The following is a 12,838-nucleotide window of genomic DNA, read 5'->3' on the forward strand; positions in this document are numbered from 1 at the left end:
ACTTCCGCCCGGATAACAGGCAAATGCAGAACAGCCACAGTGACCTGAAGAGAAACTAAAGAGGTGATGTTCAGCTGCTGGCCCGCACCACCAGCTCACCCTGCATGATCACGCACTGCGGCGGCACATCCGGCAGAGCAATTTTTTGCAGCAGCAGCTCGCAGGCCCGGCGACCAATCGCCTGCGAAGGCTGAGCCAGCGTCGTCAGCGGCGGTGACATCATCTCAGCCAGTTCGCTGCCATCGAAACCCACCACGGCAATATCCTGCGGTGTCCGCAGCCCCGCCTGGTGAATCGCCGCCATGGCTCCGGCTGCCAGCGTGTCCGAGACGGCAAACACCGCATCCGGTTGCACCCTGTCAGCCAGTAGCTGCTGCATGGCTGTCTTCCCGGCGCTGAAACTCAGCTCGCTGGCATAGGCGATGGCCTGCCAGGAGAGTTGCTGCTTATTAAGCTGAGTGATGTAACCCTGCTGCCGCAGGCGGGCATAGCGATAGCGAAGATCGTGATTGATCAAGGCGATGCGCTGTCGTCCCCCTCCGGCCAGGTAATGCACTACCGACTGCGCAGCGTCTTCATCATCAATGCCGACGCAGGCGATTTGCCCGCTGTCATCATGTTCAGCGCACTGAACCCAGGGTGCCTCACCAATCAGCGCACTCAGCTCAGGCAGCCTGTCGAAGGCATTCATGGTGATGATGCCCTCCACCACCTTGCCGGAAAGCAGTTGCAGGCTGGAGCGCGAACGCGCGATATCCGCACCTGAGTTACACAACAGGATGCGATAGCCATTTTTCTCCGCCTGCGCCTCAATCCCTTTAACCACCTCGGCGCAGAACGGGTTTGAGATGTCAGACACCAGCACCAGAATCATCGAGCTACGCGCGGTCCGCAGCTGGCGCGCCAGCAGATTAGGCTGATAGTGGCTCTCTTCAATTGCTGCGAGCACTTTCTGGCGATTCGCCGGTTTTACGCGGTCACTGTTATTCAGCACCCGGGAAACCGTGGCGACCGAGACACCCGCCATTTGCGCAATCTTCTGAACAGACATAGCGTTCCTTCTGTTAACCTGTGCAATGCCAGCCCCTCTGAAGATGGCCAGCAGCCTCAGGCGTCGCGGTCCAGACCGAGCTGATGCCGGATGCCGGTGGCGTTTCCGGCTGAGGCAAAATCATCAAATGCCCGGTCAGATACCGGAATGATATGGTTACGAATAAATGCCGCCCCCTCACGCGCGCCGGTTTCCCCCTCCTTCAGGCAGCACTCCCACTCCAGAACGGCCCAGCCACTGAATTCATACTGCGCCAGCTTGCTGAAGATACCGCCGAAGTCGATCTGACCATCCCCCGGCGAACGAAAGCGTCCGGCGCGTGAGAGCCACGGCTGATAGCCGCCATAAACGCCGCTGCGCCCGTTGCGCTGATACTCGGCATCCTTAACGTGAAAGGCTCTGATGTGCGGATGATAAAGATCGATAAACTGCAGATAGTCGATGTGCTGCAAAAAGAGATGGCTGGGATCATACAGGATATGGCAGCGTGGATGCTGATTCACCGCCTCCAGAAAGCGTTCAAACGTGACACCGTCATGCAGGTCTTCGCCGGGATGCAGCTCATAACAGAGATCAACGCCATGCTGATCAAAGGTCTCCAGCACCGGCAGCCAGCGGCGCGCCAGCTCCGCAAAGGCCTCATTGAACAGCGCCTCATGGTGCGGCGGCCAGGGATAGAACCAGGGCCACGCCAGCGAGCCGGAAAAGGTGGCGTGGGCACGCAGCCCCAGTTTTTCAGATGCCGCCGCCGCACGTTTCAGCGTGGCGACAGCCCATTCGGTACGCCTGACAGGATCGCCCCGCAGCGACGCTGGCGCAAAGTTATCGAACGCGAGGTCATAGGCGGGATTCACCGCCATCAGTTGTCCTTCAAGATGCGTCGAAAGCTCACTGATCTCCAGCCCGAATCCCGCCAGCACACCACGTATCTCATCACAGTAAGTCTGGCTCACCGCCGCCTGTTCGAGGTCAAAAATGGCGGGCTGATGACAGGGGATCTGTAGCGCGCGATAGCCCAGCCCGGCGGCCCACTCTGCCAGACCCGCCAGCGTATTAAAAGGCGGCCGGTCGTTGATAAACTGCGACAGAAAGATCCCCGGTCCTTTAATGGTTTTCATCGGCGGCTCCTCTGTTCTTCTAACGCCGGATCGCGGTAGGTGAACGAAAAGAAGAAAACAGTGGCGATCAGCGCGGCGGCAACAGCAGGGATCCACCAGAATGTTGCCCAGCTCTGCGCGCTGGCGTGACCGGCAACCAGATGATTGTAGAGTGCGCCCGAAATCTGCGACCCCAGCAGCATGCCCACGCCGTAGGTAAACATCACCACCATGCTCTGCGCCTGCCCTTTCACCTTTTCTCCGGCGATCCTGTCGGTGTAGATGAATCCCACCACAAAGAAAAAGTCATAGCAGATGCCATGCAGCAGAATACCGAGGTAGATCAGTGTGCGCGTCTCATCACTCATACCCAGCGCAAACAGGGCATAGCGGACAAACCACGCAGCCATACCGATCAGCAGCATGATTTTGACCCCAAAGCGGCGGAACAGTAGCGGGATAATCAGCATAAACACAATTTCTGACATCTGACCCAGCGACATCAGCGTGCTCACCTCAGGAATACCGGCATCCGCCAGCCAGGAAGCTGTAAACGCGTAATAGGTGCCGAGGGGAATGGAGATCAGCGTGGCGCAGAGCGCAAAGACCATGAAATGGCGCAGACGCAGCAGCGCAAAGGCATCCGCACAGAAGAGATCGCGGACTTTCAGCGGCAAACCTCTGGCGGGTGCCGGGGTATGGGGCAGCGTCAGACTGTAAATAGCCAGCAGCACCGAACAGAGTGCCGCCAGCTGGAAGACCGCGACACTGTCAGCCACGCCGGTGACGCCGATAAAGATCCCTGCGGCGATCCAGCCAACGGTGCCGAAGACCCTGACGATGGGAAAGCTCTTCTCACTGCTGGCGAGACTGTGAAAAGCGATGTTATTTGAGAGCGCCAGCGTCGGCATATAACAGAGCGTGTAGCCAAATAGCAGTGCGATAAGCAGCGCACCGTTCTCTGCGATCAGCGCCTGCGGCACAAACCAGAGGATCGCCGCGCCCGCCAGATTCATCACTGCCATCACCTTCTGCGAAGGAAAAAAGCGGTCCACCAGCATACCCAGCACAAACGGTGAAAGAATCGAGGCGACAGGCCCTGCTGAGAAAGCATCGCCGATCAGCAGCGACATGTTGTGGCGGGTCATGACCAGCCCCAGCGTCACCGACCAGCTTCCCCAGATAAAGAACTGCATGAACATCATCAGAGAGAGGCGCGGCACCAGCAGCTTATGCTGCACCCGCTGGCCTGCATTCTGCTGAACCGTCGCAATCATAGAAACCTCACGGATAAGTAATCGATTACTTTTACTGTCTGACGATAAAGTAATCGATTACTGCCTGGGTTTCCTGCGCCCCGATCACAAATTATTAACCTTACGCAACTAACTGCTCAACGCGCACTCTTGTCTCAGGTTGGAATGTTAACGACCTGCGCTTTACGATACCGGTAACGCTCATACAATACTGAATAGAGGCCGCCAGTGACCACCAGCGCCGCCCCGATGAGGGTGGTTGAGGTTGGCAGATTACCCAGCAGCAGATACCCCACCGCCACCGACCAGAGGAGCGTGGTGTAATCGAACGGGGCAAGTAGTGAGGCTTCGGCATAGCGCAGACTCAGGGTCATCAGGATCTGGGTGATGCCGCCCAGCAGGCCGCACCCTATCAGCAGCGCCAGCTGATTGCCGTGCGGCACCTTCCAGCCACCGGGCAGCGTGACCAGCGACGTCAGTGCCGTGGTCACCGCGAACCAGAATGCGATAGCGCCCGGCTTCTCTTTACCGTTCAGGAAACGGATCTGAACCAGCGCACAGGCGGTGCAGAATGCGGCCATCAGTGCCAGCAGGATACCCAACGATGATGACAGCGAGAAGCTTGCCTGACGCGTCAGCGTGAGGTGGCCGGAGAACATCACCAGAATGCCGCTGAACCCGGTAAACACGGCGACCCAGCGATGATGACGCACTTTTTCCCGCAGCAGCAGCGCCGCCAGCAGCACGGTAAACAGTGGCGCGGCATAGTTAATAGCGGTGGCGTCGGTCAGGGAGATATAGAGCAGCGACAGGTAGCTGAAGTAAAGGCCGCCGGTTCCGGCCAGGCCGCGCACGAAGTGACCGCGAATATTGCGGGTGCGGATCCCGTCCAGCACGCTGCCCTGAAAACGCAGCCAGATCAACAATGGCACCAGCGCCAGCACCGAACGGAAAAATATCACTTCGCCCACCGGTATTGTGCCATCCAGTCCTTTCACACAGGCCAGCATCAGCGTGGAACTCAGCGCAGCGGTTATCTTCATGGCGATGCCAGCAGAAGCGTTCATCAGGTTTGTTGTCTCTCGATTGGGGAAAATACACAGCGGAATCAGCATCCTTACCTTTCATACTGGCATAATGCTCTGCTGCAATCTGCCGCGATTGCGCAGCGGACGGCATTTTATCTTTTTTTTACATGGCGTCACGGCATGAAGATGCACGCAGCCTGCTGACCCGGCTGGCACACTCTGCCTTCTGCCCGGCTTCCGGGGCGTTGCCGAATGATGGGGAGCCCAATGCCTGCGCTGCGTTTACTGATATCTGAATCTCACGATCCCTGGTTTAATCTGGCGGTCGAAGAGTGCATTTCAGGCAGATGCCCGCCACTCAGCAGGTACTGTTTTTGTGGCGTAACGCGGAGACCGTGGTGATCGGGCGGGCGCAGAATCCATGGAAAGAGTGCAATACCCGACGTATGGCTGAGGATAATATCCGGCTGGCAAGACGCAGCAGCGGCGGTGGCGCCGTGTTTTACGATACAGGCAACTGCTGTTTAACCTTCATGGCCGGCAAACCGGACTACGTTAGAGGTGTTTCAACCCACATTATTCTGCAGGCACTTCAGGCGACCGGACTTGTGGCTGAGGCGTCGGGGCGAAACGATCTGGTGGTCAACACTACGGAGGGATGGCGCAAAATCTCCGGTTCAGCCTACCGCGAAACACCCGATCGCGGTTTTCATCACGGCACCATTCTGATTAACGCCGACCTGTCGCGGCTGGCAGATTACCTGAATCCTGACGCGAAAAAATTGCAGGCTAAAGGGATCACTTCCGTACGCGCCCGTGTCACCCATCTCGCCGAACTGATGCCAGATATCCGCTATGAGGCTGTCTGTCAGGCCATCACAGAGGCGTTTTTTGACCACTTTGGTGCCCGCTGTGAACCGGAATTTATCTCACCGGACGCCCTGCCCGACCTGCCAGGTTTTACCGCGCAGTTTGCGCGCCAGCGTAGCTGGGCATGGAATTTCGGCCAGGCACCAGACTTCTCACACCTGCTGGACCAGCGCTTTGTCTGGGGTGGCGTGGAGATCCACTTCGATGTCGAACGCGGGGTGATCAGCCGCTGTCAGATCTTCAGCGACAGCCTGAATCCCGCGCCGCTGGAAGCCCTGGCGCAGCGTCTGCAGGGTGTGACCTACAGGCCGGATGCGCTCGAACCGGTATTACATCAGCTGATACGCGATTTTCCGCTGCAGGCGACGGAGCTGACTGAATTACAGCAGTGGCTGATTAACAGCCTGCGCTAATCCCGCCGGCCAGACACGCCGCCTCGCGCTGCCCTCTGGCCGCCTTTACCCAGGCCAGAATGCAAAAAACCCGCACAGGGCGGGTTTTTGTCATTATCCGTTTCAGGCTTCACTGCTCAGGGTGTTCCCGTCATCGCTATCGTAAGCCCGATCGGTCATGTCTTACATCGGGACGACGTTTGCCGCTGAAGGACCTTTAGCGCCGTTTTCAATCGTGAATTCGACCTGCTGACCTTCGTCCAGCGTTTTATAATCGTTGGTCTGAATAGCAGAGAAATGTACAAAGACATCTTTGCTGCCATCCTGAGGAGAGATAAAACCGAAGCCTTTACCCGCATCAAACCATTTTACTAAACCAGTCATTTTATTCGACATCGATACTTCCTTAATTAATGAGCCACGACGTGGCAGAGATGGCCTGTCTTCCAGAAGGTTACTTACCAGGATTTTAGGAGGAGACTCACAAAGAAGGGGTATCTTGAGATATCGCTTGCACTGAGGACTGCTTGACTAAAACGGCGTTGATAAGGTCTGTGTTCCAAACCGATGACGCTATAAGAACACAGACAAACCGCGTTAGCTAACATTATTTTAATTTATTTTTAACATCCAGACGTCCGGAATGCTGTGGCTGATATGCCAGCCCTTTTCATTTACTGGTGTGAAAAATCGATAAGCCTAACTGAACGGTCGGGCCATGCATGTGAGCGGGCAGCGTCAGATCATACCGCTGCCCGCCAATGCGATCAGGCCAGTTGCGCCTGCTGACGGGCGGCATGTCGCGCCGTCATCACGAATACCAGCAGACCGCCGACGCCCAGCGCCACGCCCACCCAGGCGGTGGAGAGCCAGCCATAGCCCAGCGACACAGTCAGGCCACCCAGATACGCGCCCATGGCATTGGCGATGTTCAGCGCCGAATGGTTCATCGCGGCCGCCAGGGTCTGCGAGTCGTTGGCGACATCCATCAGGCGGATCTGCAGCGACGGCAGCAGCACCGAACAGGTACCAATCAGGAAGGTCGCCAGCAGTCCGGTCGCCACATGCTGAACCAGCACCGGGAAGGCCAGCATGACCAGTACGTTCCAGAGCAGCGTCCAGCCAATGATGTTCAGCACTGACCCATCGGCCAGACGACCGCCGACCAGATTACCGATGATCATCCCCAGCCCGAACGCCACCATTGCCCACGGGATGAGTGCACGCGACAGCCCCGCAATGTTGATCAGCGTGGGCGCGATATAACTGAAGATGGCGAACATCCCGCCGAATCCGACCGCGCCGACCAGCAGCGTCAGCAGGACCTGAGCATTTTTCAGCGCGCCGAGTTCACGCAGCGGATGCGCTTCTGCATCGCCGGGCGTGTAGGGCACATAGCGGCCAATCAGCAGGCAGGTCAGCAGACCAATCGCGCCGACAAAGGTGAAGACCACATGCCAGCTGAAGAGCTGTCCGATCCACGAGCCCAGCGGCACACCGATCAGCGTTGCCACTGTCAGCCCCAGCATCAGTGACGCCAGCGCGCGGCCCCGTCGTTCAACCGGCACCAGCGATGCCGCCACCAGCGACGCCACGCCAAAGTAAGCACCGTGCGGCAGACCGGTCAGAAAACGCGCCACGAGCAGGCTGTGGTAGCTGTCGGCCATCGCGCTGGCGACGTTGCCGATGCTGAAGAGCGCCATCAGAATCAGCAGCAGGGTTTTCCGCGCCATGCGCGCTGCCATCACAGCAATAACCGGCGCACCCACGACCACACCCAGCGCATACCCGGCGATAGCGTTGCCTGCCTGCGGCTCGGTGATCGCCAGAGAGCGTGACACATCCGGCAGCAGACCCATCATGATGAACTCGCCCGTGCCGATGCCAAAGCCGCCCAGCGCAAGGGCGAGCAATGCCCAGCCGACAAAACCGCTAGCGTCGGTTTTATGATTTTCTCTTAACAAAATGGATTCCCAATGGCCTGAAGGTAAAAGCAGAAGTGAGCCGGAAAGAAAAGTAAAACGCATTCTCATCCGGCAATAGCGTTCAGACTATAAAAACTCAGGCGGCGCTTCGCAATCCATTTATGTGATCTGGCGCACACATTGCTCCGGCTTAGTCCTGTCAGTAAGTTCCGGTATTCACCCGGCGGCCGATTTCTTTCAGCTGCGAATATTTCTCCAGCAGCCGCGGACCATCGTCCAGGCTCATGGCAAACATCCACATATAGGTCATTACCGAATAGATATGTCCCGCATCAATGCCACCACGACGGGACATCGCCGCGATGGTAATCGCAAACATCAGCGCCGCGACGCTGCCGATCGCCAGATAGCCCAGGGCTTCACGGTCGGAAAGGCGGATCCGCAGACTGGCCAGTACGCCATAGTGACGATTCAGTGATGTGGCGCTGGCGCTGCTGACAAAGCGCACTTCTTTCTCCAGCCGGTTATTCAGCCGGCCAAACAGACGATCGTTTTTCCGGGTAAAGCCAGGCAGAAAGCAGGCAAAGAACAGCAGAATCGCCAGACAGCCCACGCCGGTCCAGAACTCGATCGCCAGCAGCATCACCGCCGCGCCGGTCATGGAGGCCAGCGAGGTAATCAGTACCGGCAGATGTTGCTCGAAAAAGTCAACAAACTCGCGTGACAGGGCTACCCGCGCAGCAATGGTGGAGGCGCTCTGGTTTTCGCTGCGCTGAGTCACGATCACCGGCACCGCCAGCGCGGCATAGATCCGCGCAAAGGTGCGGGTGTCCACGCTGCGTCGCGCCGCACCGATAGCCCACATGGTGAACACCATGACGGCATAGAGCACCGCGTGCCAGGTTTTGCCGGCGACGATCGCGTTGATGGCGAACCCCGCCAGCAGAGGATAAAGCAGGTACATGACGTTTTCCGCCACCACCAGCAGCAGCGTCAGGATAAGCTTACGGCTGTGAAGACGGCCCAGCGATTTTAATGTCAGAATGGCGCTGCGGGGAGCCGCAACGGGCAGGACAGGTTTCAGGGAGTGCATTTTTTCTGTTTCTGTTTCTGTTATGATTAGTTTTGAGCGGTTGCTCAAGTTTGAAAAGCAGTCTATTTGAGCAGTTGCTCAAAGTCAACGTGAGTGTGATGATGAAAGAGTCAGCAGAAGCATTAAGAACAAAAATCCTGGATGCGGCGATCGGATTATTTATTGAAAAAGGGATCGAAAAAGTGACGACCCGTGAGCTGACTGAGACGGTCGGCATCTCGCGCAGCCATATCTACCACTATTTCAGTAACTGGCAGGCGCTCTGTCTGGCGGCGCTGGATCGCTTTATGCGGGTGGATTTTGAGGACTTTGCGGACTCTCTGAAGCCCCTGACGCCGCGCCAGCGGCTGGATGTGCTGTTTGAAAGCCATCTGCCCAGTGCGCCGGATACGACCTGGCAGCTCTATTCCTCGTTCTGGCAGATGGCGGCGCACCATGAGCCCTATGCGGTACTGGCCGAAGAGATGACGCAGTTGTGGCAGACGCTGATGGAGACGATCATCCGTGACGGCGTCACAGAGGGCAGCCTGCGCTGTACGGATATTCCCCGCACCGCCAGACAAATCAGCGCTATGTTAAATGGCTACGCCGATTTACTGACGATTAACGCCTCCGAAGCAAAAGTGCGCGAGGCGCTGGCGGACCTGAATCATTTTGCTGAACAGTGTCTGTCATAAGCCGGTTTAAACCGGAGAGTGGCGTTCAGGATCTGAGCGAATTTTAATTAAATGTTAATATAAGGTTTATTATTTTAATTAATCTGCGGTTTTTACCGCCGGTGAGTGCGACTTTATCAGCGGAAACGGCATATATTTTTTCTCTCTGAAACGGCCGCTTTTTTATAGCCTTTTCTCCGGAAACAGCTGTTTACACAGATTATTATCTTTGATCTGACGCGGCGCGAATCGGGTAAGCTGGTGTTTTTTCGCCACTTATTGGAAACATGTCTGTAAAGCGTGTGCAATACCTGCGGTTACAAACTCAACAACTGATTGATTCATATAACAAAGAATCCCTTTTTCACCGATAAAATTAAAGATTGAGTCAGACCCTAAAAAACCCTATATTGGCCGCGCTTTAAACACAGACCTTTTTTAACATTCATTTATTCAACTGGGACGCCTTAGCCGTTTCGGTTGTAGGAGAGATATGATGACGGATAAAGTCCGTATTGATAGTTTGAATGCTCAAAACGCAAACGCAACTAATGAAACCTATCTGGCCCGTCAGGCTGAATTTGAATCAAACGTTCGAAGTTATCCGCGCAAACTGCCGTTCGCGATCGCGAAGGCACAGGGTGTCTGGATCACCGACGTCGAGAATAATAGCTATCTCGACTGTCTTGCCGGTGCCGGAACGCTGGCTCTGGGTCATAACCATCCAGACGTTCTGCAGAGCATTCAACATGTCATTACCAGCGGCTTGCCGTTACATACTCTGGATTTAACCACACCGTTAAAAGATGAGTTCTCTGAGTACCTGCTCTCCGTCTTACCAGGTCAGGGCAAAGAGTACTGCCTGCAGTTCACCGGCCCATCGGGCGCGGATGCGGTTGAGGCTGCGCTGAAGCTGGCGAAAAAAGTGACCGGCCGTAGCGGTATCATCAGTTTCTCTGGCGGCTACCACGGCATGACACACGGTGCGCTCTCCGTAACCGGCAACCTTTCGCCAAAAGAAGCGGTTGACGGCATGATGCCGGAAGTGCAGTTCATGCCTTACCCGCACGAATACCGCTGCCCGCTGGGCCTCGGTGGCGAAGCGGGCGTGAAGGCGCTGACTTACTACTTCGATAACCTGATCAACGACGTGGAAAGCGGCGTGCGTAAACCTGCGGCGGTGATCCTGGAAGCCGTTCAGGGTGAAGGCGGCGTCAATCCGGCTCCGGCTGAGTGGCTGCAGCGCATCCGTAAAGTCACCAAAGAGCACGGCATTCTGCTGATCCTCGACGAAGTTCAGGCGGGCTTTGCCCGTACCGGTAAATTCTTCGCCTTTGAACACGCAGGCATTGAGCCTGACATCATCGTGATGTCGAAAGCGGTCGGCGGTGGTCTGCCACTGGCGGTTCTGGGTATTAAGAAAGAGTTCGACGCCTGGTCTCCGGGTCATCACACCGGGACCTTCCGTGGCAACCAGCTGGCGATGGCGACCGGCCTGACCACGCTGAAGCTGCTGAAAGACAATAACATCGCGGACAAAGTCGCAGCTCAGGGCGAAATGCTGAAAGGCAAACTGCGTGAACTGCAGCAGCGCTACCCGGTCATCGGTAACGTGCGTGGTCTGGGTCTGATGCTCGGCATTGAGATGGTCAAACCGCATGAACCTGCCGATCACATGGGCAGCTTCCCGGCAGATGGCGATCTCTCTGCGCTGGTGCAGAAAAAATGTTTTGAGAACGGCCTGATTCTGGAGCGTGGCGGACGTCACGGCAGCGTATTACGTCTGCTGCCTTCCCTGCTGATCACAGATGCAGAACTGGACGTCTTTATGGATAAATTTGAAAACGCCCTGCTGTCAGCTGGCGTACAACCAGTTTGAGTGGAGTGAATGCAATGTCCCGGTTAAACCCGATTCTGGCGGCCTCAGCGCAGAGCACCGAGGCCTACCAGCAGGCGATTGCCCAGAGTAGTGCGGCCGTCGTTAAGTGGCTGGAACAACCTGAGATGTATCAGGGAAAAACCGTTGCAGAGCTGCGTGAGCGTATCCAGCTGGACTTCAATCCTCAGGGCCTGGGCAACCAGGCCGCGATTGAGCGCGCCATTGAGTACTTCCTCAAAGACAGCCTGTCGGTCCATCACCCGCAGTGCGTAGCGCATCTGCACTGCCCGAGCCTGGTGATCAGCCAGGCGGCGGAAGTGCTGATCAACGCCACCAACCAGAGCATGGATTCATGGGATCAGGCACCGTCCGCTACCCTGATTGAGATGAAGCTGATTGAGTGGCTGCGTACCCAGGTCGGTTATCAGCCGGGTGATGCCGGTGTCTTCACCAGCGGCGGCACCCAGAGTAACCTGATGGGTCTGATGCTGGCGCGCGACGCCTGGTTTGCCCGTCAGGGTCACTCTGTTCAGCAGGATGGCTTAACCGGCGATCTGAAAAAGATTAAGGTCTTCTGTTCAGAGAACGCGCACTTCTCCGTTCAGAAGAATATGGCGCTGCTCGGTCTGGGTTACCAGTCCGTTACTCAGGTGAAGTGCGATCGCTTTGCCCGTATGGATATGGACGATCTGCGCCACAAACTGGCGGCAGCCAAAGCCAATGGCGAAAACGTTCTGGCAATTGTCGCAACGGCCGGGACCACCGACGCCGGTGCGATCGATCCGCTGCGCGACATCGCGGCGCTGGCGGCAGAAGAGAACATCTGGGTGCACGTCGATGCGGCATGGGGAGGCGCACTGCTGCTCTCTGAGAAGTATCGTCACTATCTGGACGGTATTGAACGGGTGGATTCCATTACGCTGGACTTCCACAAGCAATTCTTCCAGACCATCAGCTGTGGCGCTTTCCTGTTGAAGGAAGCGCGTCACTATGAACTGATGCGCTACCAGGCGGCTTACCTGAATTCAGAGTTCGATGAAGCGCAGGGCGTACCGAATCTGGTATCGAAATCGCTGCAGACGACCCGCCGTTTTGATGCGCTGAAGCTGTGGATGGGCCTTGAAGCGCTGGGTCAGAAGCAGTATGCCGAAATCATCGATCACGGCGTGACGCTGGCGCAACAGGTGGCGCAGTACGTAGACGAGCAGCCTGCGCTGGAACTGGTCATGACCCCGCAGCTGGCCAGCGTGCTGTTCCGTTATCGTCCGGCGCACCTGGCGCATCTGAGCAGCGCAGACATTGCCCTGCTCAATCAGCGTATCGGTGATGCTCTGCTGGAGTCAGGCCGCGCTAACGTCGGCGTGACCGAGCACGATGGCGTAACCTGCCTGAAGATGACCCTGCTGAACCCGACGGTGACACTGGAAGATATCAAAGTGTTACTGGCACTGGTGGAAACCACCGCACAGCAGCTGGTGTAACCCTCCGTTCCCCGCTAAAAAAACCAGCCGCCTGGCTGGTTTTTTTTATCCTTTTTTTAGGGGTCGTCGCTCGGGGTTAACCGGGAGAAATTCACACGACTCTGTCCGGG

The 12,838-nt window shown here is 56.7% G+C and carries 10 protein-coding genes and 1 pseudogene; 4 read left to right on the forward strand and 7 right to left on the reverse strand.

The window, feature by feature from the left end:
* Nucleotides 1-70: 70 nt before the first annotated feature.
* The 4 genes from ACNY69_RS13475 to ACNY69_RS13490 all read right to left on the reverse strand — a co-directional run bounded on the left by ACNY69_RS13475 (nucleotide 71) and on the right by ACNY69_RS13490 (nucleotide 4,471).
* The gene (locus ACNY69_RS13475; protein WP_293772404.1) at nucleotides 71-1,051 is read right to left on the reverse strand and encodes a LacI family DNA-binding transcriptional regulator; all 981 of its coding nucleotides are present in this window, start codon (nucleotides 1,049-1,051) and stop codon (nucleotides 71-73) included.
* A gap of 56 nt (nucleotides 1,052-1,107) precedes the next feature.
* Entirely contained in the window at nucleotides 1,108-2,169 is a 1,062-nt protein-coding gene (locus ACNY69_RS13480) for a sugar phosphate isomerase/epimerase family protein (RefSeq protein WP_293772406.1), read from the reverse strand.
* Nucleotides 2,166-3,425: an MFS transporter gene (locus ACNY69_RS13485; RefSeq protein ID WP_111138445.1), complete on the reverse strand. Its 1,260-nt coding sequence runs from the start codon at nucleotides 3,423-3,425 to the stop codon at nucleotides 2,166-2,168. Before ACNY69_RS13485 ends, ACNY69_RS13480 begins: the two co-directional genes overlap by 4 nt.
* 134 nt (nucleotides 3,426-3,559) lie before the next feature.
* Nucleotides 3,560-4,471, reverse strand: a complete 912-nt coding sequence (locus tag ACNY69_RS13490; protein WP_111138465.1) for a DMT family transporter — start codon at nucleotides 4,469-4,471, stop codon at nucleotides 3,560-3,562.
* 228 nt (nucleotides 4,472-4,699) lie between these two features.
* On the opposite strand from ACNY69_RS13490, the pseudogene ACNY69_RS13495 reads away from it, so the two are divergent.
* A pseudogene (locus ACNY69_RS13495) lies at nucleotides 4,700-5,715 on the forward strand (lipoate--protein ligase A).
* Nucleotides 5,716-5,877: 162 nt separating this feature from the next.
* Here ACNY69_RS13495 and cspE read toward each other — a convergent pair.
* From cspE to ACNY69_RS13510, 3 genes are all read right to left on the reverse strand, one after another.
* Nucleotides 5,878-6,090: a transcription antiterminator/RNA stability regulator CspE gene (gene cspE / locus ACNY69_RS13500; protein ID WP_111138446.1), complete on the reverse strand. Its 213-nt coding sequence runs from the start codon at nucleotides 6,088-6,090 to the stop codon at nucleotides 5,878-5,880.
* A 371-nt stretch (nucleotides 6,091-6,461) separates the two neighbouring features.
* Nucleotides 6,462-7,658 carry an MFS transporter gene (locus tag ACNY69_RS13505; RefSeq protein WP_418798723.1) on the reverse strand — a complete coding sequence of 399 codons (1,197 nt, stop codon included), beginning with the start codon at nucleotides 7,656-7,658 and terminating at the stop codon, nucleotides 6,462-6,464.
* A gap of 160 nt (nucleotides 7,659-7,818) precedes the next feature.
* Entirely contained in the window at nucleotides 7,819-8,712 is an 894-nt protein-coding gene (locus tag ACNY69_RS13510; RefSeq protein WP_418798726.1) for an ABC transporter six-transmembrane domain-containing protein, read from the reverse strand.
* Nucleotides 8,713-8,813: 101 nt separating this feature from the next.
* Here ACNY69_RS13510 and ACNY69_RS13515 point away from each other — a divergent pair, with 101 nt between their 5' ends.
* From ACNY69_RS13515 to ACNY69_RS13525, 3 genes are all read left to right on the forward strand, one after another.
* Nucleotides 8,814-9,389, forward strand: coding sequence for a TetR/AcrR family transcriptional regulator (locus tag ACNY69_RS13515; RefSeq protein ID WP_418798994.1), 576 nt, complete (start codon nucleotides 8,814-8,816; stop codon nucleotides 9,387-9,389).
* A 475-nt stretch (nucleotides 9,390-9,864) separates the two neighbouring features.
* Nucleotides 9,865-11,247: a diaminobutyrate--2-oxoglutarate transaminase gene (locus tag ACNY69_RS13520; protein WP_111138467.1), complete on the forward strand. Its 1,383-nt coding sequence runs from the start codon at nucleotides 9,865-9,867 to the stop codon at nucleotides 11,245-11,247.
* Between the two features lie 14 nt (nucleotides 11,248-11,261).
* Complete coding sequence (locus tag ACNY69_RS13525) at nucleotides 11,262-12,728, forward strand: pyridoxal phosphate-dependent decarboxylase family protein (protein WP_293772413.1); 1,467 nt, start codon at nucleotides 11,262-11,264, stop codon at nucleotides 12,726-12,728.
* The last annotated feature ends 110 nt before the right edge of the window (nucleotides 12,729-12,838 follow it).

This window comes from Pantoea graminicola, assembly GCF_048452665.1.
GTDB lineage: Bacteria > Pseudomonadota > Gammaproteobacteria > Enterobacterales > Enterobacteriaceae > Pantoea.